The 23,240-nt window shown below is 76.2% G+C and carries 24 protein-coding genes; 14 read left to right on the forward strand and 10 right to left on the reverse strand.

Going from position 1 to position 23,240, the window contains the following annotated elements:
- Positions 1-28 precede the first annotated feature (28 nt).
- On the reverse strand, positions 29-1,051 hold the full coding sequence (locus ACI8AA_RS14155) for an NADP-dependent oxidoreductase (protein WP_457045042.1): 1,023 nt from the start codon (positions 1,049-1,051) through the stop codon (positions 29-31).
- A 99-nt stretch (positions 1,052-1,150) separates the two neighbouring features.
- Between ACI8AA_RS14155 and msrA the strand changes: the two genes are divergently transcribed.
- Genes msrA through ACI8AA_RS14170 form a run of 3 tightly spaced genes read left to right on the forward strand, consistent with a single transcriptional unit; the run spans position 1,151 to position 3,815 of the window.
- Positions 1,151-1,786, forward strand: a complete 636-nt coding sequence (gene msrA / locus ACI8AA_RS14160) for a peptide-methionine (S)-S-oxide reductase MsrA (protein ID WP_457045043.1) — start codon at positions 1,151-1,153, stop codon at positions 1,784-1,786.
- Positions 1,787-1,800: 14 nt separating this feature from the next.
- Entirely contained in the window at positions 1,801-2,709 is a 909-nt protein-coding gene (locus ACI8AA_RS14165) for a haloalkane dehalogenase (protein WP_457045044.1), read from the forward strand.
- Complete coding sequence (locus ACI8AA_RS14170) at positions 2,706-3,815, forward strand: class I SAM-dependent methyltransferase (protein ID WP_457045045.1); 1,110 nt, start codon at positions 2,706-2,708, stop codon at positions 3,813-3,815. The genes ACI8AA_RS14165 and ACI8AA_RS14170 overlap by 4 nt, the downstream gene beginning before the upstream one ends.
- 13 nt (positions 3,816-3,828) lie before the next feature.
- Here ACI8AA_RS14170 and ACI8AA_RS14175 read toward each other — a convergent pair whose 3' ends face one another.
- From ACI8AA_RS14175 to uraD, 5 genes are read right to left on the reverse strand one after another with little or no spacing between them, the layout of a single operon-like run.
- Positions 3,829-4,260 carry a GNAT family N-acetyltransferase gene (locus ACI8AA_RS14175; protein ID WP_457045046.1) on the reverse strand — a complete coding sequence of 144 codons (432 nt, stop codon included), beginning with the start codon at positions 4,258-4,260 and terminating at the stop codon, positions 3,829-3,831.
- A complete protein-coding gene (locus ACI8AA_RS14180) occupies positions 4,260-4,754 on the reverse strand; it encodes a phosphoribosyltransferase (RefSeq protein ID WP_456940337.1) in 495 nt (164 codons plus the stop codon). The genes ACI8AA_RS14175 and ACI8AA_RS14180 overlap by 1 nt, the downstream gene beginning before the upstream one ends.
- Positions 4,755-4,764: 10 nt before the next feature.
- Positions 4,765-5,655 (reverse strand): factor-independent urate hydroxylase, encoded by an 891-nt coding sequence (gene pucL / locus ACI8AA_RS14185; RefSeq protein ID WP_457045047.1) that lies wholly within the window; start codon positions 5,653-5,655, stop codon positions 4,765-4,767.
- A gap of 56 nt (positions 5,656-5,711) precedes the next feature.
- The gene (gene uraH / locus ACI8AA_RS14190; protein ID WP_457045048.1) at positions 5,712-6,029 is read right to left on the reverse strand and encodes a hydroxyisourate hydrolase; all 318 of its coding nucleotides are present in this window, start codon (positions 6,027-6,029) and stop codon (positions 5,712-5,714) included.
- Positions 6,026-6,523: a 2-oxo-4-hydroxy-4-carboxy-5-ureidoimidazoline decarboxylase gene (gene uraD, locus ACI8AA_RS14195; RefSeq protein ID WP_457045049.1), complete on the reverse strand. Its 498-nt coding sequence runs from the start codon at positions 6,521-6,523 to the stop codon at positions 6,026-6,028. Before uraD ends, uraH begins: the two co-directional genes overlap by 4 nt.
- Positions 6,524-6,567: 44 nt before the next feature.
- Between uraD and aceB the strand changes: the two genes are divergently transcribed.
- From aceB to ACI8AA_RS14220, 5 genes are all read left to right on the forward strand, one after another.
- Positions 6,568-8,139 carry a malate synthase A gene (gene aceB, locus ACI8AA_RS14200; protein ID WP_457045050.1) on the forward strand — a complete coding sequence of 524 codons (1,572 nt, stop codon included), beginning with the start codon at positions 6,568-6,570 and terminating at the stop codon, positions 8,137-8,139.
- Between the two features lie 137 nt (positions 8,140-8,276).
- Entirely contained in the window at positions 8,277-9,503 is a 1,227-nt protein-coding gene (locus ACI8AA_RS14205; protein ID WP_457045051.1) for a DUF6986 family protein, read from the forward strand.
- Between the two features lie 21 nt (positions 9,504-9,524).
- A complete protein-coding gene (locus tag ACI8AA_RS14210; protein ID WP_457045052.1) occupies positions 9,525-14,573 on the forward strand; it encodes a SpoIIE family protein phosphatase in 5,049 nt (1,682 codons plus the stop codon).
- A gap of 122 nt (positions 14,574-14,695) precedes the next feature.
- On the forward strand, positions 14,696-15,745 hold the full coding sequence (locus ACI8AA_RS14215; protein ID WP_457045053.1) for an anti-sigma factor RsbA family regulatory protein: 1,050 nt from the start codon (positions 14,696-14,698) through the stop codon (positions 15,743-15,745).
- A gap of 32 nt (positions 15,746-15,777) precedes the next feature.
- Positions 15,778-16,281, forward strand: coding sequence for a MarR family winged helix-turn-helix transcriptional regulator (locus ACI8AA_RS14220; protein ID WP_457045054.1), 504 nt, complete (start codon positions 15,778-15,780; stop codon positions 16,279-16,281).
- Here ACI8AA_RS14220 and ACI8AA_RS14225 read toward each other — a convergent pair.
- On the reverse strand, positions 16,278-17,291 hold the full coding sequence (locus ACI8AA_RS14225; RefSeq protein WP_457045055.1) for an ATP-dependent DNA ligase: 1,014 nt from the start codon (positions 17,289-17,291) through the stop codon (positions 16,278-16,280). The two genes, ACI8AA_RS14220 and ACI8AA_RS14225, sit on opposite strands and share 4 nt — an antisense overlap.
- A 240-nt stretch (positions 17,292-17,531) precedes the next feature.
- On the opposite strand from ACI8AA_RS14225, the gene ACI8AA_RS14230 reads away from it, so the two are divergent.
- Positions 17,532-18,104 (forward strand): NADPH-dependent FMN reductase, encoded by a 573-nt coding sequence (locus tag ACI8AA_RS14230; RefSeq protein ID WP_457045056.1) that lies wholly within the window; start codon positions 17,532-17,534, stop codon positions 18,102-18,104.
- Between the two features lie 31 nt (positions 18,105-18,135).
- Here the strand turns inward: ACI8AA_RS14230 and ACI8AA_RS14235 are convergent, their stop codons facing one another.
- Positions 18,136-18,678 carry an NUDIX domain-containing protein gene (locus tag ACI8AA_RS14235; protein ID WP_457045057.1) on the reverse strand — a complete coding sequence of 181 codons (543 nt, stop codon included), beginning with the start codon at positions 18,676-18,678 and terminating at the stop codon, positions 18,136-18,138.
- 47 nt (positions 18,679-18,725) lie between these two features.
- On the opposite strand from ACI8AA_RS14235, the gene ACI8AA_RS14240 reads away from it, so the two are divergent.
- On the forward strand, positions 18,726-19,211 hold the full coding sequence (locus ACI8AA_RS14240; RefSeq protein ID WP_457045058.1) for a DnaJ family domain-containing protein: 486 nt from the start codon (positions 18,726-18,728) through the stop codon (positions 19,209-19,211).
- Positions 19,212-19,289: 78 nt separating this feature from the next.
- On the opposite strand, the gene ACI8AA_RS14245 is transcribed toward ACI8AA_RS14240, so the two are convergent.
- Positions 19,290-19,652: a nuclear transport factor 2 family protein gene (locus tag ACI8AA_RS14245; RefSeq protein WP_457045059.1), complete on the reverse strand. Its 363-nt coding sequence runs from the start codon at positions 19,650-19,652 to the stop codon at positions 19,290-19,292.
- 19 nt (positions 19,653-19,671) lie between these two features.
- Entirely contained in the window at positions 19,672-20,070 is a 399-nt protein-coding gene (locus tag ACI8AA_RS14250) for a hypothetical protein (protein WP_457045060.1), read from the reverse strand.
- 87 nt (positions 20,071-20,157) lie between these two features.
- Here ACI8AA_RS14250 and ACI8AA_RS14255 point away from each other — a divergent pair, with 87 nt between their 5' ends.
- The 4 genes from ACI8AA_RS14255 to ACI8AA_RS14270 all read left to right on the forward strand — a co-directional run bounded on the left by ACI8AA_RS14255 (position 20,158) and on the right by ACI8AA_RS14270 (position 23,217).
- Positions 20,158-20,973: a helix-turn-helix domain-containing protein gene (locus ACI8AA_RS14255; protein ID WP_457045061.1), complete on the forward strand. Its 816-nt coding sequence runs from the start codon at positions 20,158-20,160 to the stop codon at positions 20,971-20,973.
- A 32-nt stretch (positions 20,974-21,005) separates the two neighbouring features.
- Positions 21,006-21,173, forward strand: a complete 168-nt coding sequence (locus ACI8AA_RS14260) for a hypothetical protein (protein WP_457045062.1) — start codon at positions 21,006-21,008, stop codon at positions 21,171-21,173.
- Between the two features lie 790 nt (positions 21,174-21,963).
- A complete protein-coding gene (locus ACI8AA_RS14265) occupies positions 21,964-22,185 on the forward strand; it encodes a hypothetical protein (protein WP_457045063.1) in 222 nt (73 codons plus the stop codon).
- A gap of 174 nt (positions 22,186-22,359) precedes the next feature.
- Complete coding sequence (locus tag ACI8AA_RS14270) at positions 22,360-23,217, forward strand: hypothetical protein (RefSeq protein WP_457045064.1); 858 nt, start codon at positions 22,360-22,362, stop codon at positions 23,215-23,217.
- The last annotated feature ends 23 nt before the right edge of the window (positions 23,218-23,240 follow it).

Genomic DNA, 23,240 nt, shown 5'->3' on the forward strand with positions numbered 1-23,240 from the left:
CCCGGCCCCTTCCCGGTGCCGTCCCGCCTCAATCCGGGTCGGGCGCCAGCCGGACGACCATCTTCCCGGTGTTGGCCCCCTTGAGGAGGTCGAGGAAGGCCGGGACGGCGTTCTCCAGCCCCTCGTAGACGGTCTCGCGGACGGCGAGCTGCCCCGACCGGATCCACCCGGACACCGTCTCGGTGAACTCGCCGTGCAGGTCGGTGTGGTCCCCGACGAGCAGCCCGGTGACCGCGAGCCGCTTGGCGATCATCAGCGAGCTGAAGTTCTTCGGCCCGGGCACCGCCTCGGTGGCGTTGTAGCCCGAGATGGCGCCGCAGATCGCCACCCGGCCGTGCACGTGCAGCGCACCCAGTGCGGCGTCCAGGTGCTCGCCGCCGACGTTGTCGAAGTAGACGTCGATGCCGTCGGGCGCGGCCTGCGCCAGCAGGTCCTTGACCCGCCCGTCGTGGTAGTCGAAGGCGCCGGTGAAGCCGATCTCGCGCAGCCAGGCCACCTTGTCCGGGCTGCCCGCGCTGCCGACCACCGCCGAGGCGCCGCGCAGCCGCGCGAACTGGCCGACCGCGCTGCCCACCGCCCCGGCCGCGCCGGAGACGAACACGGCGTCCCCCTCGCGGAAGGCGGCCACCCGGAACAGCCCCGCCCAGGCGGTCAGGCCCGGCATCCCGAGGACGCCGAGGGAGTAGGTGAGCGGCAGGTCCTCGGTGGCCGGGAGCTGCCGGACGTGCCGGGCGTCGAGGACGGCGACGTCGCGCCAGGCGGCGTCGGTGAGCACCAGCGCGCCCTCGGGGACGTCGGGGGAGCGGGACTCGACGACGCGGCCGACCGCGCCGCCCTTCATCACCTCGCCGACCTCCCACGGCGCCGCGTAGGAGGGGCCCAGCCGCATCCGCCCGCGCATGTAGGGGTCCACCGACATGGCGACCATCCGCACCACCACCTGGCCGTCGGCCGGGTCCGGGTGCTCGACCTCGACCAGCCGGAAGTCGTCGGGGGTGGGCTCGCCGTGGGGACGGGCGGCCAGGTGCCACTCGCGGGCGGTGACGGTCACGGTCGCTCCCTGCGTCGTCGATCCGGGTCCGCGGGTGATCCTGCCGCCGTCCCGACGCGGCCGCGCCGCCGGGTGGTGCGGCCGTCCTAGGCTCGGATCGTGTTGTTCTCCCGGTCCAGGACCCAGCCGGTGTCGCCGGAGGACGCGCTGCCGGGTCGTCCCGACCCGCTGCCGCACGTCCCGGAGACCCACGCGGTGAACGGCAACCGCATCCAGCCGCCGTTCCCCGAGGGGATGCGGACCGCCGTGTTCGGCGCGGGCTGCTCCTGGGGCGTCGAGAAGGTGTTCTGGCAGGTGCCCGGCGTGTACTCCACGGCCGCCGGCCACGCGGGCGGGTACACGCCGAACCCGACGTACGAGGAGGTCTGCTCCGCGCGGACCGGCCACGCCGAGGTCGTGCTCGTGGTCTTCGACCCCGCCGCCGTCACCTACGGCGAGCTGCTCAAGGTCTTCTGGGAGGACCACGACCCCACCCAGGGCATGCGGCAGGGCAACGACGTCGGCACGCAGTACCGCTCGGCCGTCTACTTCCAGACGCCGGAGCAGGAGGCCGCCGCGTGCGCCAGCCGCGACCGGTACCAGGAGCGGCTGAGGGCGGCCGGCTACGGCGACTTCTCGACGTCCTTCTCCTACGCCGAGGACCACCACCAGCAGTACCTGCACGAGGTGCCGAACGGCCACTGCCCGGTGCACTCGACCGGCGTGAGCTGCCCGGTCGGCCTCCCCGGCGTGTGACCTCAGGGGGACCCATGGACGTCATCCGCACGCCGGAGGAGCGGTTCGCCGCGCTGCCGGACTTCCCGTACCCGCCCACGTACGTCACCTTCGACGGCGGGGACGGCACGCCGCTGCGGGTCGCGGTCGTCGACGTCGGCCCGGCCTCCGGCGAGGTCGTCGTCCTGCTGCACGGCGAGCCGTCCTGGTCCTTCCTCTGGCGGCGCGTGATCCCGGACCTCACCGCTGCCGGCCTGCGCGTCGTCGCCCCCGACCTGGTCGGCTTCGGCCGCTCGGACAAGCCCACCGACCCGGCCGCCTACAGCTACGCGGCGCACGTCGAGTGGATGCGCCGGACGCTGTTCGAGGGCCTCGGCCTGGTCGGGGTCACGCTGGTCGGCCAGGACTGGGGCGGGCTGGTCGGCCTGCGCCTGGCGGCCGAGCACCCCGACCGGTTCGCCCGGCTCGTCGTCGCCAACACCGGCCTGCCCACCGGCGACGCCCCGATGAGCGAGGCGTTCCTCGCCTGGCAGCGGTTCGCCGCCACCGCCCGGGCCTTCGACGTCGGCCGGGTCGTCGCCAACGGCACGGTCACCGACCTGCCGCCCGAGGTGGTCGCCGCCTACGACGCGCCGTTCCCCGACGAGGCGTCCAAGGCCGGCGCCCGGGTCTTCCCGAGCCTGGTGCCGACGGCGCCCGACGACCCCGCCGCGGCCGCCAACCGGGCGGCGTGGGAGGTCCTCACCCGCTGGGAGAAGCCGCTGCTCACCGCGTTCTCCGACTCCGACCCGATCACCGGCGGCGGTGACCGCGTCTTCCAGCGGCTGGTGCCCGGCGCCCGGGGCATGCCGCACACGACCCTGCGCGGCGGCGGGCACTTCCTGCAGGAGGACGTCGGCCCGGAACTCGGCCGCGTGGTCGCCTCCTTCGTCGCCGCCACGTGACCCCCGACGAGGTGCTCGCGCAGCTGCGGCGGGAGCCCGACGTCGAGGCGCCCGACCTGGTCGCCGTCGACGCCACCGACCGGCTGCTGCTCGACACCGCGGAGGACCTGCCGGGGCAGCGGGTGGTCGTCGTCGACGACGCGTACGGCGCGCTCACCCTCGGCGCGGTCGCGGCCGGGGCGCGCGACGTGCGGGTGGCCCAGGACCTGCTGGTCGGCGAGCGGGCGCTGGCCCTCAACGCCGGACGCACCGGCCTGGCCGGCACCTACCGCCCGGGGAGCCTGGACGCCGGCCTGTTCGACGGCGCGACGCTCGTGCTGGCCCGCGCGCCCAAGGCCCTCGACGCGCTGCGCGAGCTGACCGAGCTGGCCGCGGCGGCCGCCGCCCCGGACGTCACCGTGCTGGTCGGCGGGCGGGTCAAGCACATGACCCTCGGCATGAACGACGTGCTCCGGACCGGCTTCGGCGAGGTCTCGGCCACCCTCGCCCGGCAGAAGTCGCGGGTGCTCGTCGCCCGCGGGCCGCGGCCCGGCGTCGCGCCGTCCTTCCCCCGCTGCCGGCACGACGACGCCTTGGGCCTCGACGTCTGCGCGCACGGCGCCGCGTTCGCCGGCGCCCGGGTCGACGAGGGCACCCGGCTGCTGGTCGCCGCGCTCGAGGGCGCCGCCCCGGACGCGCGCAGCGCCCTCGACCTCGGCTGCGGCACCGGCGTGCTCGCCGCCGTCCTCGCCCGCTCCCGGCCGGAGCTGGCGGTCACCGCCACCGACCAGTCGGCCGCCGCGGTCGCCTCCGCCCGGGCCACGCTCGCCCGCGCCGGGCTGGAGCGGGTGGCGGTCCTGCGCGACGACGCCGCCGCGACCGTGCCCGACGCCGGCGTGGACCTCGTCGTCTGCAACCCGCCGTTCCACCTCGGCGCCGCCGTCGTCACCGCCGCCGCCGACCGGCTGTTCGCCGCCGCGGCGCGGGTGCTGCGGCCGGGCGGCGAGCTGTGGGCGGTCTACAACAACCGGCTGCCGCACCGGGCGGCGCTGCGGCGGCTGGTCGGCCCGACCCGCGCGGCCGCCCACGACCGCCGGTTCACCGTCACGGTCTCCACCCGCCGCTGACGGCCGCGACCCGTCAGAGGGTGAGGACCAGGACCGGCTCGTCGTCGGCCAGCTCGCCGGTGCGGACGAAGCCGAGCGAGCGGTAGAACGGCTCCGGGCCGCCTTCGCCGTCGACGACGCTCACCCGCAGCTCCGGCACGCCCTGCGCGCGCACGTACGCGGCCACCTGCTCGACCACCTGCCGGCCGACGCCACGGCCCTGCGCCGACGCGTCGACCATCAGCCGCCACAGCATGTGCCCGAGCTCCTCGGGGGAGTCCCAGAGCATCACGAAGCCGACCAGCCGCCCGTCGGAGCGCACCGCCCGGCACCACGCCTGTGGGTGGACGTACGCCTCGGCGATCGAGACGGCGTTGGGCGCCACCAGGTGCTCCTGACCGGGGGCGACCCGCAGGTCGCAGACGACCCGCACGTTCTCCGGGGTGAGCGGCTCCAGGACGACCATCAGTGCGCGGGGCGGGTGCTGCGCGTGCGCACCGGCGGCAGGGAGGACCACGGGAAGTCGATCCAGCGGTCGGTGCGCCGCCACACGTAGTCGCAGCTGACCACCGAGCGCGGCTTCTCGTAGACGACCGCCGTCCGCACGTCGGAGACGTAACCCGCGCAGAAGTCGCGGACCAGCTCCAGCGTCTTGCCGGTGTCGGCGACGTCGTCGGCGACCAGCACCCGCGCGCCGGTCAGGTCGACGGCGTCCAGCGTCGGCGGCAGCACCACCGGCAGCTCCAGCCGCTCGTCCACGCCGGTGTAGAACTCCACGTTCATCACGAACAGGTTCTTGACGTCGAGCGCGTAGCCCAGCGCCCCGCCGAGGAACAGCCCGCCGCGGGCGATCGAGAGGATCAGGTCGGGCTCGAAGCCGTCGTCGGCGACCTGCTGGGCCAGCTCGCGGGCCGCGGTGCCGAACAGCTCGTAGGTCAGGACCTCGCGCTCGTCGCTCACGGCCCCCACCTCAGCAGAAGCCCGGCGTGCCCAGCCACGCGACCTCGGCGGGCGGGACGTCGTCGCGCAGCACCGTCCCCTCGATGAGCCCGTAGGGCCGGTCGTCGGCGTGGTAGACGACGTCCGGGTTGTCCAGGCCGTAGGCCGACAGGTCCTGCAGGAAGTGGTGGCGGTTCGGCATCGACAGCCGCACCTCGGCGACGTCGGGGAAGGCCTCGAGCACCGCCTCGCCCATCCGGTACAGCGTCTGCTGCAGCGCGAGGGAGTGCGTGGCGGCGAACGCCTCGAGCAGCGTCGTCCTGACGCCGTGGAAGTGCGCGTCCCAGTCCAGCTCGGCGGAGGTGTGGCGCCAGCGGGCGGTCACCGCGGTGGCGAGGATGCGGTCGCGGGTCTCGGCCAGGGTCGTGTACCGGTCGCGCGGGAAGCCCCAGAACTCCGAGCCGGTGGTCTTGAGGACGACGAGGTCGGTCAGGCCGGCGAGCACGTGCACGTCGTCCCCGGCCACGGTGACCACCGCCGTCCGGACCTCCCCGCCGGGCCGGCGGAACGCGTGGTCGTGCGGCTGCCCGCCGACGGCGATCCGCTCCCAGCCGTAGGACTCCACGGCCACCCGGGCGCCGGTGATCCAGTCGTAGGACCCGGCGAGGTGGCGGGCCAGCCGCAGCCCGAAGGCCTCCGGCGAGCCGACGCCGTCGCGGGCGAAGGCGAACACGGTGTTCTTCTGCGCGTCGGTGGTGAGGACGTGGGCGTTGTCGCCCCGCGTGTGCGCGGCGGTGAAGTCCCCGCGGAGGCTGGTGCTCACGTTCAGGTCGACGAGCTCGTGCCGGGGGGAGCTGCGGTCGACCGCGACGACGCGGACCTCCGCCTTCCCGTACTGGTTGGGTCCGAGCACGATCGCCATGCGCGCAGCCTGCCGCACACCCGTTGCGCCGGTGTTGCACGTGGAACCGGCGCGCCTCAGCTGCCGCGATAGGTGGAGTAGGCGAACGGCGAGAGCAGCAGCGGCACGTGGTGGTGCTCGGCGGGCGCGGTGACGGCGAAGGTCAGCGTCACCTCCGGCCAGAACGCATCCACCCCGCGCCCGGCGAACCAGGGGCCGGTGGCGAACACCAGCCGGTGCGGCCCGGCGACGGTGGCGTCCTCGGTGAGCCGGCAGCGGCCGTCGGCGTCGGTGGTGCCCTCGGCGAGCAGGTCCCCGCCCGCGAACAGCCGGACGGCGATCCCAGCGGCCGGCCGCCCCGCCACGGCGTCGAGCACGTGCGTGGAGACGCTCACGAGACCAGCCCGCGCACCCGCAGCTCGCTGATCTGGGCCAGCTGCTCGACCACCTCGGCCCGCTCGGCGTCGTCGTCGTCGCCCAGCCGGCGGCGCAGCTCGGTGAGCATCTCCTCCGGGGACCGCCCGGCCGCGCGGATCAGGTAGACGTGCCCGAACCGCTCCTCGTAGGCGCGGTTGCCCTCGACGATCGCGGCGCGCGTGTCGTCGTCGGCGCCGCCCATCGACCCCTGCTCCCGGCGGGAGGCCGCCGCCTCGGCCGAGGAGCCCTCGACCCGGTCGCCGATCCGGGGGTGCGCGGCCAGCGCCAGCTGCACCTCGTCCCACGGCAGCGCCCGCGCCACCTCCCCGGCCCGGCGGACGAGGGTGTCGGCGTCGGGGAACGGGCGGCCGGCGACCAGCTCGGCGGCGAAGCGCGGCGCGGCGTTGCAGCCGCGCAGGGCCTCGACGGCGGCGTCGGCGGGCTCGCTGTTGAACTCGTCGAGGCGGCTCACGGTGACAGGATGGCAGCCCGCCGGTCGAGAAGAGGGTGCAGCGGATGAGCGACGTGCGCGTGCAGGGACCCGACGTCGAGCGGTCGGAGGAGGTGCTGACCCCCGAGGCGCTGGAGTTCGTCGCCGACCTGCAGCGCCGCTTCGGCCCGCAGCGCGACGCCGTGCTCGCCGCCCGCGCCGCCCGCCGCGCCGAGATCGCCGCCGCTCGCTGGCTGGACTTCCGCCCCGAGACCGCCGACGTCCGCGCCGGCGACTGGCAGGTGCCCCCGCCGCCGCCCGGCCTGGTCGACCGCCGCGTGGAGATCACCGGCCCGACCGAGCCGAAGATGGCCGTCAACGCGCTCAACTGCGGCGCCGACGTCTGGCTGGCCGACCTCGAGGACGCCAACACCCCGCACTGGCACAACGTCGTCACCGGGCAGCTCGTGCTCCGCGACGCCGTCCGCCGGCAGCTCGCCTTCACCAGCCCGGAGGGCAAGGAGTACCGGCTGCGCGAGGACGGCGACCTGCCCACGATCGTGCCGCGCCCGCGCGGCTGGCATCTGCCCGAGCGGCACCTGCTGGTCGACGGGCAGCCCGCCGTCGGCGCGCTGGTCGACGCCGGCCTGTACCTGTTCCACAACGCCGCCGAGCAGCTGTCCCGCGGCAGCGGCCCGTACTTCTACCTCCCGAAGATGGAGGGCCACCTCGAGGCGGGGCTCTGGAAGGTCGTCTTCGACCACGCCGAGCAGGTGCTGGGCCTCCCCGAGGGGTCGATCCGCGCCACGATGCTCGTCGAGACCATCCCGGCTGCGTTCGAGATGGAGGAGATGCTGCACGCGCTGGGCAGCCACGCCACCGGCCTCAACGCCGGCCGCTGGGACTACCTGTTCAGCGTCATCAAGGTCTTCCGCGAGGCCGGCCCGGACTTCGTGCTGCCCGACCGGGCCGCCGTCACCATGACCGCGCCGATGATGCGGGCCTACACGGACCAGCTCGTCGCCGTCTGCCACCGCCGCGGCGCCATGGCCATCGGCGGCATGGCCGCGGCCATCCCCAGCCGCAAGGACCCCGAGGCCAACGAGCGGGCGCTGGCCAAGGTCCGCGAGGACAAGACCCGGGAGGCCGGCGACGGATTCGACGGCTCCTGGGTGGCCCACCCCGACCTGGTGCCGGTCTGCCGGGAGGCCTTCGACGCCGTCCTCGGCGAGCGCCCCAACCAGCTCGACCGGCAGCGCCCCGAGGTGTCGGTGACCGCGGCGCAGCTGCTCGACGTCGCCGGCGTCCCCGGTGCCCGCACGATCGCGGGCCTGCGGGCCAACGTCGAGATCGCGCTCCGCTACCTGGCCGCGTGGCTCGGCGGCAACGGCGCGGTCGGCATCCACGGCCTCATGGAGGACGCCGCCACGGCCGAGATCAGCCGCTCCCAGGTGTGGCAGTGGGTGCACGCCGGGGTGGAGCTCGACACCGGCGAGACGGTGACGGAGGAGCTGGTGCGCCGCGTCGTCGCCGAGGAGGTCGCGGGGATCGGCGAGTTGCCCCGCCTCGACGACGCCCGCCGCCTGTTCGAGCAGGTCGCGCTGGCCGACGAGTTCCCCGACTTCCTCACCCTGCCCGCGTACGAGCTCATCGACTGAGGAAGGACCCCCGTGCCCCCCGAGAAGGACCCCCTCGCCCCCCGCCGCTCGCAGGCTCGCGCCGGGACCCTGCGAAGGGGCCGATGGGCGCTCGCGGCGGGCTCCTGCACGAGGGCCGAGCTCATCCGAGCTACGCGGTGACCCTGGACGAGGGGATCTACGCCGAGCTCGACCGCCGCCTCGCCCCCGTCGACGCCGCCCGCGCCGCCGCGTACCCGGGGGAGCGGCCGGGCCGGCAGCCGGTGCACACCTGCTACGTGCCCGCCGACGCCGTAGTCCCCGGCCTGGCCGCCGCCTGGGGCGCCGCGGCGCTGGCCACCCTCGACGAGCACGGCCTGCCCGACCTCGGGTACGACGCCGCGCTGCTGGACGAGGTGCTGCCGCGGGTGCGCGCGAAGCTCGCCGCCGAGCCGGTCGAGGACCTGCGGGTCGACGCCGAGGACGGCTACCGCGGGCACCCCGACGCCGAGGACGGCGACGTCCTGCGCGCCGCTGAGGCGGTGGCCGGCGACCTCGCCGCCGGGACCGCGCCGCCGTCGGTGGGCATCCGGGCCAAGTCGCTGGAGGGGGCCACCCGCCGCCGCGGCGTCCGCTCGCTCGACCTGTTCCTCTCCGCCGTCCGCGCGCGGAGGGCGACCGTCACCCTCCCGAAGGTGACCGACGTCGAGCAGGTGCGGGCCTTCCTGCCCGTCCTCGACGCGCTGGAGGCCGCGCACGGCCTCGCCCTCGACCTCGAGCTGCAGGTGGAGACCCCGCAGGCGGTGCTCGGCGCCGACGGCGCGGTGACGCTGGCCCGCATGGTGCACGCGGCCGGCCCGCGGCTGACCGGCCTGCACCACGGCACCTACGACTACAGCGCGGCGCTGGGCATCGCGGCGGCGCACCAGTCCTCCGACCACCCGGCGCTCGACCTCGCCAAGCAGCTCATGCAGGTCGCCGTGGCCGGCACCGGGGCGCGCGCGGTCGACGGCTCGACCAACGTCCTGCCGGTCGGCCCGCGGGAGCGGGTGCACGCCGGCTGGCGGGTGCACGCCGGGCTGGTCAGCCGCGCCCTGGAGCGCGGCCTCTACCAGGGCTGGGACCTGCACCCCGCGCAGCTGGTCACCCGCTACGCGGCCACCTACGCCTTCTTCCGCGGCGCGCTGCCGGCCGCGGCCGCGCGGCTGGCCGCCTACGTGGAGCGGGTCGACGGCGGGGTGCTCGACGAGCCGGCCACGGCCCGCGCGCTGGCCGGCGTGGTGACCCGCGGGCTGGACTGCGGCGCGGTCGACGACGCCGAGGTGACCGGCGCCACCGGCCTGGACCGCGCCGCCCTGGACGCCCTGGCCGGGCGGGACGCGGCGGGTCCCGGGAGCAACGCCTAGGCTGCCCTGCGTGGTGGCGCGGTGACCGAGGACGCGCGCACCTCGCTCTTCTCCGGCGGTGGCGAGGTGGGCCGGGAGATGGCCGCCCGCGACTGGTCCGGCACCCCCTTCGGGCCGCCCGAGCGGTGGCCGTCGGCGCTGCGCAACCTCGTCCGGATCGTCCTCACGTCCCGGTTCTCCATGTGGGCCGCCTACGGCCCCGAGCTGACCGCCTTCTACAACGACGCCTACCAGCGCGACACCCTGCAGGGGAAGCACCCGTGGGCGCTGGGCCGGCCGGCCCGCGAGATGTGGGCGGAGATCTGGGACGACATCGGCCCGCGGATCGAGTCGGTCCTCGAGACCGGCATCGCCACCTGGGACGAGGACCTGCTGCTGTTCCTCGAGCGCAGCGGCTACCCGGAGGAGACCTACCACACCTTCTCCTACAGCCCGGTCGCCGACGACGACGGCCGCACGGCCGGGATGCTCTGCGTCGTCACCGAGAACACCGACCGGGTGCTGGCCGAGCGGCGGATGGCCAGCCTGCGCGACCTCGCGACGGCGGTGGCCGCGACGCGCACCGAGGCCGACGTGCTGGCCGCCGTCGGCGCGCAGCTCGCCCGCAACGACGCCGACCTGCCCTTCTCCGCCACCTACCTGGTCGACGAGGACGGCACCGCCCGGCTGGGCACCGCCACCGGGCTGACACCGGGCTCGGCCGCGGCGCCGGGGACCCTCACCGACGACGCGGTGTGGCCGCTGTCCCGGCTGCGCGCGGGCGAGCAGGTCGTCGTCGACGGCCTCGACCGCCTCCCCGGCCTGCCGACCGGCGCCTGGGCCCGCCCGCCGGAGCGGGCGCTGGCCGTGCCGATCTCCTCCCCGCTGCCCGACGCCGCCGGCATCGCCGGCTTCCTGGTCGTCGGCCTCAACCCGCACCGCGCCCTCGACGAGGCGTACACCGGCTTCCTCGAGCTGGTCGCCGGCCAGATCGCCTCGGGCCTGGCCAACGCGGGCAGCCACGCCGCCGAGCGGCGCCGCGCGGAGGCCCTCGCCGAGCTGGACCGCGCCAAGACCGACTTCTTCAGCAACGTCAGCCACGAGTTCCGCACGCCGCTGACGCTGATCATGGGGCCGGTCGCCGAGCTGCGGTCCTCCCCGGTGGCCACGGCCGACGCGCGGGTCGCCGAGGAGCTCGAGGTCGTCGAGCGCAACGCGCTGCGGCTGCAGAAGCTGGTCAACACCCTGCTCGACTTCTCCCGCATCCAGGCCGGCCGCATCGACGCCCGGTTCGAGCCGGTCGACCTCGCCGCGACCACCGCGGAGCTGGCCAGCGTCTTCCGCTCCGCCGTCGACCGGGCCGGCCTGCGGCTGACCGTCGACACCCCGCCGCTGTCGCAGCCGGTGCACGTCGACCGGGACATGTGGGAGAAGGTCGTCCTCAACCTGCTCTCCAACGCCCTGAAGTTCACCTTCGCGGGCGGCATCACCGTGCGGCTGCGCGAGGTGGACGGCGTCGCCGTGCTCACCGTCGCCGACACCGGCACCGGCATCCCCGCCGCGGAGCTGCCGCGGCTGTTCGAGCGGTTCTCCCGCGTCTCCGGCGCCCGCAGCCGGTCGGGGGAGGGCAGCGGCATCGGGCTGGCGATGGTCCGCGAGCTGGTCGGCCTGCACGGCGGCTCGATCGAGGTGGACAGCGCCCCCGACGTCGGCACCGCCTTCACCGTCCGCGTGCCGCTGGGCACCGCGCACCTGCCCGCCGACCGGCTCGCGCCCGCGGCGGCCGAGCCACCGGCGATCTCGCCCGGCGCCACCCCGTTCGTCGCCGAGGCGCTGCGCTGGCTGCCGGGGGAGTCCGACGACGCGCCCGCCGCGGCACCCGGCGCGCAGGGCGGCCGCGCCGGCCGGGTCCTGGTCGCCGACGACAACGCCGACATGCGCGACTACGTCGTGCGGCTGCTCGCGCCGCTGCACGAGGTCCGCGCGGTCGGCGACGGGCAGGCGGCCCTGGAGACGGCCCTGGCCGACCCGCCGGACCTCGTCGTCAGCGACGTGATGATGCCGCGGCTGGACGGCATGCAGCTGCTGGCCGCGCTGCGTGCCGACGCCCGCACCTCCCGCGTGCCGGTGGTCCTGCTCTCCGCCCGCGCCGGCCAGGAGGCCGCCGTCGAAGGCCTGGCCGCCGGCGCCGACGACTACCTGGTCAAGCCGTTCTCCGCGCAGGAGCTGCTCGCCCGCGTCGACGCCCACCTGCAGCTCGGCCGCGCCCGACGGGAGGCGGAGGAGCGGTTCACCACCATGGCCGACCTCGCGCCGGCGCTGATCTGGGTCGCCGGCGACGACGGCGGGCGGCAGTTCCTCAACGCCGGGTGGACCGCCTTCACCGGCCGCGCGGTCGAGGAGGAGCTCGGCGAGGGCTGGCGGTCGGGGCTGCACCCGCAGGACGCGCAGCGCTACGCCGGCACCGTGGCCGCCGCGGTCGCCGCCGGGCAGGGCTGGGAGGTCGAGTTCCGGCTCCGCCGCGCCGACGGCGCCTACCACTGGCTGCTCGAGCGCGCCGTGCCGATCGGCGGCACCGCCGGCGGCTGGGTGGGCAGCTGCACCGACATCAACGCCCGGTACCGCGAGACCGAGCGGCAGACCCTGCTCGCCGAGGTCGGCACGGCGCTGGACCGCGAGACCGAGGCCGAGCGGCAGCTCGCGGGCCTCGCGCGGCTGCTGGTCGACCGGCGGCTGGCCGACGTCTGCACCGTCCGCGTGGTCGGCGACGACGGGCGGCTGCGCTACGCCGGGCGCGCCGGCGTCGACGGCGACGTCCGTGCGGCGCTCGCCGGGCTGGAGCCGCACGGCGGGCTGGGCCGCGAGGTGCTCGACACCGGGCGACCGGTGCTGCGGCCGCTCCTGTCCGGCGCGGGGGACGGGGGCGTCCGGCTGGACCTCCGCTCGGCGCTGGTCGTGCCGCTCACCGTCCGCGGCCGGGTGCGCGCGGTGCTGGCGATGGGCCGCCGCGACGACGCCCCGCCGTTCCACGACGACGACCGCGCGCTGGCCGAGGAGATCGCCACCCGGTCCGCGCTGGCCCTCGACAACGCGCTGCTGCTGGCCGACGAGCGGGCCACCGCCCGTCGGCTGGGGCTGCTGCAGCGCGTCACCGCCGAGCTGTCGGCCGCCACCACGCCGGTGGAGGTCGCCGAGGCGGCGGCCCGCCACGTCGAGGCCCTGACCGGCCGGGGCAGCTCCGTGGGCGTCTACGAGATCGACGACGCCCGGCGGGCGCTGCACCTGCTGTGGAGCAACGCCGGCGCCCGGGACGCGCAGCAGTGGTCGGAGATCCCGCTCGGCGCGTCGCTGGCGGTCACCCGGGCGGCTGCGGAGCGGCGGGCGGTCTGGATCGAGGACACCGCCGCCTCGCCGGACACCGCACCCGTGCCCGGCGGTCCGGGCGCGGTGGTCGCGCTGCCGCTGCTGGTCGCCGGCCGCGTCGTCGGCGTCGTCGGCGTGGGCGCGCCGGCGGCCCAGCGGTTCCGGGCCGTGGAGCGCGGCATGCTGCTGGCCGTCGCCGAGCAGTGCGCCTCGGCGCTGGAGCGGGCCCGGCTCTACCGCGCCCAGCAGGACATCTCCTCCACGATCCAGCTCAGCCTGCTGCCCGCTGCGGTGCCCCGGCTGGAGCGGCTGGCGCTGGCCGCGGAGTACCTCCCCGGCGCCGCGGGCACCTCGGCCGGCGGCGACTGGTACGACGTCGTCGAGCTGGGCCCGGGCCGGGTGGCCATCGCCGTCGGCGACGTCGTCGGGCAGGGCCCGGCCGCCGCCGCCGTCATGGGGCAGCTGCGCAGCGCGCTGTCCACGGCGCTGCTGCAGGGCAGTTCCCCGGCCGAGGCGCTGGAGCTGCTGGACCGGTTCGCCGCGCGGCTGCCCGGCGCCCTGGCCTCGACGGCGGCCTGCGTGGTGCTCGACTGGGCCGCCGGCACCGTGCGGTGGGCCCGCGCCGGCCACCCGCCGCCGCTGCTGGTGACCGACGGCGCGGCGACCTTCCTCGAGGAGGGCGCGGGCGCGGTCCTCGGCGCGCCGGGCCGGCGGCCCTACGCCGAGGGCAGCACCGCGATCACCCCGGGGACGACGCTGCTGCTCTACACCGACGGCCTGGTCGAGCGCCGCCGGGAGCCGCTGGACACCGGCCTGCGCCGGGTCGCCGATGCCGCGGCCCGGCTCTCCGACGTCGAGCCGTACCGGCTGACCCGCGCGCTGCTGGCCGAGGTGCTCGACGACGACGCCCTCCCCGACGACGTCGCGGTCATCGCCGCGCGGCTGGTCCCGCCGCCGCTGCACGAGGTGCTGGAGGCCGACCCGGCCCGGCTGCGCGGGGTGCGGCGTAGCGTGACCGCCTGGGCGCGGGCGGCCGGGCTGGGCGGGGACTCCCTCGACGACCTGCAGCTGGCCCTCGGCGAGGCGCTGGCCAACGCCGTCGAGCACGCCTACGCCACCGCCGCCGGCGAGGGCCGCTGCGAGTACCGGCTCGAGCGGACCGCCGACGGGAGCGTCGACGTCTGCGTGCGGGATGAGGGCGTGTGGCGCCCGGCGCCGGCCGACCGGGGGTACCGCGGCCGGGGGCTGGAGCTCATCTCGGCGCTGGCCGACGACGTCGAGGTGGGCCGCTCGGTCGACGCGAACGGCGCCGAGGGCGCGGGCACCACGGTGCGCTTCCGCTTCGTCCCGGCCGGCCCGGGGCGGGGGGAGCCGGTGACCCGGCGCGCCGTCGCCCGCACCGACGCCGGGCCGGCCCGTCTGGCCGTGGACCGGGTCCCCGGCGGCGTGCGGCTGGACTTCGCCGGCGACGTCGACCTGGCCGCCACCCCGGTCCTGCGCGAGGAGGCGCTGCGGGCGCTCGACGGCGTCGCGGACGGGGCGCGGGTGGTGCTGGACCTGCGGCAGGTGCCCTACCTGGCCAGCGCCGGCGTCGGGCTGGTCCTCGAGCTGCTCCGGCTGGTCGAGGAGCGCCGTGCGGTGCCCGAGGTGCGCGCCGCGGAGGGCTCCGCGCCGGCCCGCGTGCTCGTCCTCGCCGGGGTGCCGGCCGTCCCGGTGCCCGCGGCGTAGTGGCGCCGGCGCACCCGTACGGGGGCGTACCGGGCCCCCCGCGAGCGGGCTCCCCGCACCGTGCCCCACAATCGGGAGCGGTGGGCCGGAGCAGTTCCGGACCGGAGACGGTCGAGGGGCCAGTGGAACCTGGGACGGGAGCGGCCGTCACGCGGTCGGAACCGACGAGCGGCGCGGCGGCGCAGGGCTCGTCCACCATCGCGTCCCGGTCTGCCTTCGCCCACACCGCCGCGCTGGTCCGCGGGCCCGACGAGGCGGTGGCCGTGGCCGCCGCCTACCTGGACGAGGGCCTGGCGGCCGGGGACCTGTCGGTCCTCGCCTGCCCGCCGGAGACCGTCGCGGCGGTCCGCCGGGCGCTCGGCATGCGGTCCACCGAGCTCGAGGACGACCCGCGGATCTTCCTCGTCGGCGCCCGCGTGCCCGACGCCTTCGCCGTCATCCGGCAGCGCGTGGAGCACGCCGCCACCCGCGGGTCGGGCCGGCTGCGCATCCTCGCCGAGCCGCTGTACGGGTCGGTCCGGCGGCGCTGGCGGGAGATCCTCCGGTACGAGGCGGCGTCGAACGCGCTCGTGCAGGGGACGCCGCTGTCCTGCATGTGCGTCTACGACCGGGACCGGGCTCCGGCCGAGGTCCTCCGGAACGCGCGGCACACCCACCCGGAGCTGTGGATGGGCGGCATGCGGGTGAGCAACTCCGAGTACCGCGACCCGGTCGCCTGCCTGCAGGACCTCGCCGCCGTCCGGGAGCCGGTCGAGGCCGGGGAACCCGTGTACGCCGTCGACGGCGCGCCGGCGCTGGCCGGCCTGCGCGGGGAACTGCGGCGGGTGTTCGCCGAGGTCGTCCCCGACGAGGACCAGCGCGCCGACCTCCACCTCGGCGTGAGCGAGGTGGCGGCCAACGCCTTCCGGCACGGCCGGCGGCCGATCTCCGCCCGCGTGTGGGCCGACCGCGACACGCTGGTGGTCACCATCACCGACTCCGGCACCGGCTTCGCCGACCCGCTCGCGGGTTTCGTGCCGGCCCACGGCGACGACCTGGCGGCCGGCGGCATGGGCCTGTGGCTGGCCCGCAAGCTGTGGGACGCGGTCGACCTGGTGGCCGGCCCGGCGGGGCTCACCGTCCGGCTGGCCTCCGGCCTGGTGGAGCCCTCGGCGCGGCGCGGCGCGGCTTGACGCTGCCGTTCTCTCACTGCTGAAGTACCGGAGTGGAGGACGCGGTCGACCTCATCCTCGAGCAGTGGGCCCGCGAGCGTCCCGACCTCGACTGCTCGCCGATGGGGGTCATCGGCCGGATCACCCAGCTGCAGCGGGAGGTCCACCTCGCCCAGCGCGCCACCTTCGCCCGGCACGGCCTCGACGCGCCGTCCTTCGACGTGCTCGCCGCGCTGCGGCGCGCCGGTGAGCCCTACCAGCTCACGCCGACGGCGCTGATGCGCACCGCGCTGGTCACCTCCGGGGCGATCACCCAGCGGCTGGACCGGCTGGAGGAGAGGGGACTGATCACCCGCACCCGCAGCGAGGCCGACGGGCGGGCCGTCGTCGTCACGCTCACCGACGCGGGGCGGGCGGCGCTGGACGCGGCCCTGCCCGACCACCTGGAGACGGAGCGCGGCCTGCTGGCGGGGCTGTCCGAGGACGAGCTCGCTCAGCTGGCCTGCCTGCTGCGCCGGTTCCTCGTCACGCTGGGCCGGGTGCCGCAGCGTCCCTAGTCCGCGGGCGGCACGTCGGCGGGACGCAGGTCGGCGCGGACCCGGACGAAGCGCAGCGGGTGCCGGAACACCCCGGCGGTGAGCGCGGCATCCGCGCTGACCTCGACGACGGCCGTGGGCCGCACACGGGTGAGCGCCACCGACAGCCGCCCGCCGCCGAAGCGGCCGGTGCCGATCCGCTCGGGCCAGGGGTGGTCCTCGCCGGCGGGGGTGAGGACGGCGGCGAGCTCCGCCGACTGGGCGGGGGAGAGGGGCCCGGTGCGGCCGACGACGACCAGCTCGCCGTCCCGGTAGCGGCCGGCGACCAGCTGGCCCGGCCGGTCCACCGGCCCGATGACGCCGCCGGCGAGCACCTCCGTCGTCTCCCAGGACTTGACCTTCAGCCACTCGCGGCGCCCACCCGCGTACCGGGTGGCCGCGCCCTTGGCGACCAGGCCCTCGACGCCGAGCGGGCGCAGGTCCGCGGCCCAGCCACGGGCCTCCTCCGGGTCGGCGGTGACCGGCGAGAGCTGCATCGGCGGCGCCCACCGCCGCGCGAGCTCCTCAAGGGCGGCGCGCCGGCTGCGGAACGGCCGGCGGCGCTGGTCGGCGCCGCCCGCGGCGAGCAGGTCGAAGGCGACGTAGGAGGCGGGGTGCGCGGCGGCCAGCGCGGCCATCCGGGAGGGGACGGTCACCATGCGGCGCTGCAGCAGCCCGAAGTCCAGCCGCTCGCCGTTCCAGACGACGACCTCGCCGTCGAGGACCGTCCCGGCCGGCACCTGGGCGAGCGCGGCCGCGGCGAGGTCGGGGAAGCGGTCGGTGAGGTCGCGGCCCTGCTTGGACCACAGCCGGGTGCCGGCGCGGCCGCGGACCACCACCAGCCGGTAGCCGTCCCACTTGGGCTCGTAGCGGCAGCCACCGGGCAGCGCGGACGCGACCGGCAGGTCCCGCACCGGCCGGGCCAGCTCCACGGCGACCGGCCCGGCGAGGTCCGGCGGCAGGTCCGGCAGGCCGGGAGCGGTGAGCGGCACCGGGACAGCGTCGGGGCTGCGCGCCCCCGGCGCAGGCTCCTGAGCTGGGGGATCACCCCATCAGGGTGGGTCGCCACCCTCCGCGACGGCTCCGGCCGCAGGCACGGCCGGGGACCCGCCGTCCAGCCACGATCGGGTCACGACGGTGCGGCGGGGGTCACGCGCCGTGGGGGAAGCGGTCGACCACCGCAACGGTTGAGTCCTCAACGAGTCGGTCCCGTCGTCGTCCCGGAGGTCCCGGTGTCCCGTCCCGTCCTGCAGGTCATCGTCGCCAGCACCCGCCCCGGCCGCCGGGGCATCGCCGTCGCCCGCTGGGTCCAGCGCCTGGCACAGGAGCACGGCGGCTTCGACGTGGAGCTGGTCGACCTCGCCGAGGTGGGCCTGCCGGTGTTCGACGAGCCGAACCACCCGCGGCTGCAGCAGTACACCCACCAGCACACGAAGGACTGGAGCGCGACGGTCGCCCGCGCCGACGCGTTCGTCTTCGTGACCCCGGAGTACAACCACTCCTTCCCGGCGTCGCTCAAGAACGCGCTGGACTACCTCTCGGTCGAGTGGGCCGACAAGGCGGCCGGGCTGGTCACCTACGGCGGCGTCTCGGCGGGCCTGCGGGCGTCGTCGGCGGTCAAGCCGGTGCTCGGCGCGCTGCGGCTGCACACCGTCCCCGAGGCGATCTCGGTGCCGTTCTTCGCGCAGTTCCTCGACGACGAGGACCAGTTCACGCCCAACGCCGAGCTCGAGGCCGGCGGTAAGGCGATGCTCGACGAGCTCGCCCGCGTCACCCCCGCCCTGCGCTCCCTCCGCGCCGCCTGACCTGGGCGGCGGAGATGGCCATCTCTGCCGCCTACGTGCGGGACAGCAGGAGCAGGGCCCAGGCGGCGAGCGAGGGGCCGTCGGTGAACCTGCCGTCGCGGACCATCGCCCGCAGCTCGGCCTCGGGCACGAACGCCGCCACCATGTCCGCCTCGGTCACCTCGCGGGCGGTCGGGCCGGGCGTGAGGTCGGTGGCCAGCCAGACGTCGAACTCCTGGGTGGAGAGCCCCGGCGCGAGGTCCGCGTGGCCGAGGTGCTCGAGCCGGCCGGCCCGCAGCCCGGTCTCCTCGGCGAGCTCGGCGCGGGCCAGCTCCTCCGCCGTCCCGCTCGTGCCCGCTGCCAGTGCCTCGGAGGACCAGGTGCCCTGCGGGAACTCCCAGACCCGGCGGCCCAGCGGGTGGCGGAACTGCTCGACCAGCCAGAACCCGTCCCGCTCCGCCGCGATGACGGTGGCGAAGTCCGGCTTCTCGACGACGGAGTAGACGCCGGTGGAGCCGTCCACCCGCTCGACGGTGTCCTCGCGCACCCGGATCCACGGGTTGCGGTAGACCTCCCGGCTGCCCGTCGTCCGCATGCACGGCAGCCTGGCAGAGGCGGAGCATGGAGGCCGGAGGTGGGAGGGTGACCCAGCGGAAGCCGCCCGGGGTGTCGTTCGAGACCTGGGTCGAGCGGCAGATCGGCCAGGCCCAGGACCGCGGCGACTTCACCGGGCTGCGCGGCGCCGGCAGGCCGCTGCCGGCGTTCGACCCCAACGAGACCGCCTACGACTGGGCGGTGGCCAAGGCCCGGCGCGAGGGCGTGGCGCCCGCGGACATGCTGCCGCCAGGCCTGGCGCTCCGCCGGGAGCGGGACGAGCTGCCCGCGCGGGTGGCTGCGCTGCCGTCGGAGGACGCCGTGCGCGCCGTCGCCGAGGACTACAACGCCCGGGTCGAGGCCTTCTGGCGGCGGCCGGCGGAGAGCCGCTGGTCGCCGGTGCCGGGCCTGGCCGACGTCGACGCGCTGGTCGAGGGCTGGCGCCGCGACCGCCCACCGCCCGCTCCGGAGCCGCCGGCCGCGGCGTCGCCGGGCACGCCGCAGCGCCGCCGCTGGTGGCAGCGGCGGCGCTGAGCCCTCCCGCGATCATGGCGCGGTGACCGTCGTCCGGGGGTACCCGGTGGTCACGGCGCCATGATCGCGGAGGTCCGTTCAGGCGGGCACGCGGTCGAGGAAGCCGAGCACAGTGCGGATGCGGCCGTCCCCGTCGGTGACAGCGACGTCGAACCCGGTGACCGGCGGCTCGGCGCCGTCCGGGCCGAGGTGCCACGTGAAACGCACCTGGCCGTGGTGCGCGTCGGCCGGGCCGGCGAGCCGGAAGACGAACCCCGGGAACTGCGCGTGGACGGCGGCGATGGTCGCGTCCAGCCCGTCGCGGCCGGCGACGTCGGCCATCGGGTCGGTGTAGGTGACGTCCTCGGTGAACAGCGCCTCGACCAGCGCCCGCCGCGCGGCGGGGTCGGTCTCGTTCCAGGCGGCGAGGTAGCGGTCGGCGAGGTCGGGGGTGGCGGTCATGGCGGTCTCCTCAGGGGGATCAGTGGGCGCGGAGGGCGGTGAGCTGGAGGGCGGCGAACCCGGCGACGACGGCGGCCTGGAGCAGCACCCAGACCGTCCCGGCGGCGGTGAGGTCGAAGCGGCCGGCGACGACGGCGGCGACGCTGCCGGCGGCCCACAGCGCGTTGGCGCCGACGACGACCTCCGTGGCGCCCCGCGAGACGCGCGGGCGGGCGGCGACGAGCGCGACCCCGGCGGCGAAGACGGCGAGGAAGGCGCCCAGCCCGCGCAGCGTCCCGGTGGGGACACCCAGCAGGTCGGACAGCAGCGGCGCAGCGGCCAGGTAGGCCAGGCCGTTGGCGCCGGTGACGACGGCGTCCAGGCGCAAAGCGACGCGGAGCAGGTCGAGGGGGCGGCGGGCGGTGGTGGTCGTTGTCATGGCGGTGACCGTGGTGCTGCCGGGGAAGGGCGTCGATTACCTCCCGGGTAGGCGACGCGGGGCGCCGTCGTCGCTAGCGTCCGCGCCGTGACCACCGTGGTGCGCCCGGACGTCGGGGAGCTGCTGCGCGGCTGGCGGCAGCGCCGCCGGCTGTCCCAGCTGGACCTGGCCAACGACGCCGGGGTCTCCGCCCGGCACCTGAGCTTCCTGGAGACCGGCCGGTCGCGGCCGAGCCGGGACATGGTGCTGCGGCTGGCCGAGCGGCTGGAGGTGCCGCTGCGCGAGCGCAACGACCTGCTGCTGGCCGCCGGCTTCGCCCCCGCCTACGGCCGCCGGGGCCTGGACTCCCCGGACATGGCCGCCGTCACCCGGGCGCTGGACCTGGTGCTCGCCGCCTACGAGCCCTTCCCGGCGCTGGTGGTCGACCGGTCGTGGGAGCTGGTGACGGCGAACGCGAGCGTGGCGCCGCTGCTCGACGGCGCCGCCGCGCACCTGCTCGAGCCGCCGGTCAACGTGCTGCGGCTGAGCCTGCACCCCGAGGGGCTGGCGCCGCGGATCGCCAACCTGCCGCAGTGGCGGGCGCACGTCCTGCACCGGCTGGGCCGCGAGGCGCACCTGACCGCGGATCCCCAGCTCGCCGCGCTGCACCGCGAGCTGGCCGCGCTCCCCGGCGGCACCGACCGCTCGACGCCGGACGGCATCGCCGTGCCGCTGCGGATCCGCGCCGGCGACACGGTGCTGTCCTTCCTCAGCACGGTGACCACCTTCGGCACCGCCGTCGACCTCACCGCCGCCGAGCTGTCGGTCGAGGCGTTCCTGCCCGCCGACGAGGCCACCGCCGCGGCCCTGCGCGCCCCGTTCACCGGCGGCGAACCCGCGCCTGCCCGGGCGGCGGCGGGGTAGGGGACCGGCACCCGACGACGAGGGAGGACACGATGACCGAGGTGCCGGGCACCGACCGCGAGCAGGCCGAGGAGCACGTGCTGGAGGAGACGCCGATCCGGCCGGAGGGCGTCGAGGAGGACACCTCCACGCAGGGAGACGAGGGCCAGACCGGGGACAGCGCCAAGCCGGGCGCCGGCAGCACCGACCCCGTCACCTGAGCCAATCCGCTGCGGCGACCCACCGTTCGCGTGCCCGCGGCGGGTCGCCGCAGCGGGCCGGCCGGATGTGCCGAGGACTGCGGACGGTGGTCGCGCGCGGGCAGTAAGTCCCTTGACCGGGCACAGCGGGGACGGCAACCGTGGTCACCGTCCGTCTCGGCTTCGGCCGCAGGAGGTCACCGTGACCTGCGCCGCTCGAATCCGCGTCCTCCTCGGCGTCCTCCTGGCGGTCCTGCTCGTCGCCTGCGGCGGCGGGTCGACGACCGCGTCCGAGGCCGGGTCCCAGGACCAGCCGTCGCCCACCCGGGGGAGCGACCAGACGGGGCCGTCGACCCCGGGCACCGCTGCCCCCGTCCCCGCACCCGGCAGCGGACCGGACACGTATCCGGGATCCCCGTCCGGTCCGGGCACCGATCCCGATCCGAGCCCACACACCGAGACGGCACCCGCTCCGGCACCTGCTCCGGCTCCTGCGCCTGCTCCGGCTCCTGCGCCTGCTCCGGCTCCTGCGCCTGCTCCGGCTCCTGCGCCTGCTCCGGCTCCGGCTCCTGCGCCTGCTCCGGCTCCTGCGCCTGCTCCGGCTCCGGCTCCTGCGCCTGCTCCGGCTCCTGCGCCTGCTCCGGCTCCTGCGCCTGCTCCGGCTCCTGCGCCTGCTCCGGCTCCTGCTCCACCGCCTGCTGGGGAGGACGAGGACGCCGGTACAGCCCTACCTCGTCCGGGCGCGCCGGACTCGGAGACGGACGAGCCTCAGAGCGAGGGCGGGGGTGGGAGACCGGGCATCCCTGCCGACGTGCCCGTCTTCGAGGACGTGAGCAGCCCGTACAGCGACGATCTGGTGAACGGCTACAGGACGCGGTGCGAAGGCATCTGCACGGTCACCCTCGACCCTGCCGATGTCGCCAGCCGGGTGCCTCCGCTGTGCATCCAGAGGTTCGATTACAACGCGCCATCGACGGAGACGGAACTCACGGAGATCGTCGTGGTGTTCTCCACATGCCCGCCGACGGAATAGCCCGGCCGGATGACGAGCACCCGAGCCCGGCGCCGTGACCCGGTCGGCCGCTCCTCGCGGCCGACCGGACAGGATCGGGCGGGGCGCCGACCGCCCGATGAACCGGGAGTCGCGGAGCCCTCGGACCTCGGTACGGGTGAGGCCCTCGGGCACGTGCTCAGGACCGCCGGTGCGGTGATCGCCCCGACCACGGCGGTCACGGCGCTGCTCCTCTACTTCGGCCGACAGCACGCCGCCGCCTTCTTCGGCTACTTCGGGGTGAACTTCACCGTCCTCGACCTGACCCCGACCGACTTCCTCGTGCGCAGCGCGGACGGGCTCTTCGTGCCGATCGCCATCGCCGCCCTCTGTGCTCTCGTCGGGGTGTGGGCTCACCGGGTGATGGTGAACCGACTGCCGGGCGGAACCCGGCGCAGCATCGTGCGGGCCACAGCCCTCATCGCGGCGGCGACGGGGACTGTGCTGATCGCCATCGCAGTAGGGATGGTCCTGACGGGGGCCCGGCCGGTGCGTCAGGTCCCGGAGGCCGGAGGACTGTCCCTGTCGATCGGCGTGTTACTGCTCGTCTATGGCGTCCACCTGGCTCGCTCGGTGTGGGCCCGGGACGAGGACGCGCGCACGTCAGGGGTGCGGGGAGCCGAAGTGGCCGAATGGGGAGCGGCGTTCGTCCTGGTCACCGTGGGGCTCTTCTGGGCGGTCACCAGCTACGCGGGTGGAGTGGGACGGGGACGTGCTGTGGATCTCATGGAGCGGATGGCCGGGTGGCCCGACGCGGTGTTGTTCAGCGAGCGGAGCCTCAGCCTGGACATCCCGGGTGTCGTCGAGGTGCCGTGCGCGGCCGCCGGGGAGTCCGAGGTGGCCTTTCGCTTTCGATACGACGGCCTGAAGCTGGTGCAACAGGCGGGTGACCACTATCTGTTGCTGCCGGCAGAGTGGACGCCGACGACCGGGGCCGCCGTTCTCCTTCCGCGTACCGACGACGTCCGCCTCGAGTTCGCCCTCGCCGGGACAGCACGGCAGCCGGTCTGTTGACCCGCCGCTCCCCTCACCGCACC

This window comes from Geodermatophilus sp. SYSU D01180, assembly GCF_054050415.1.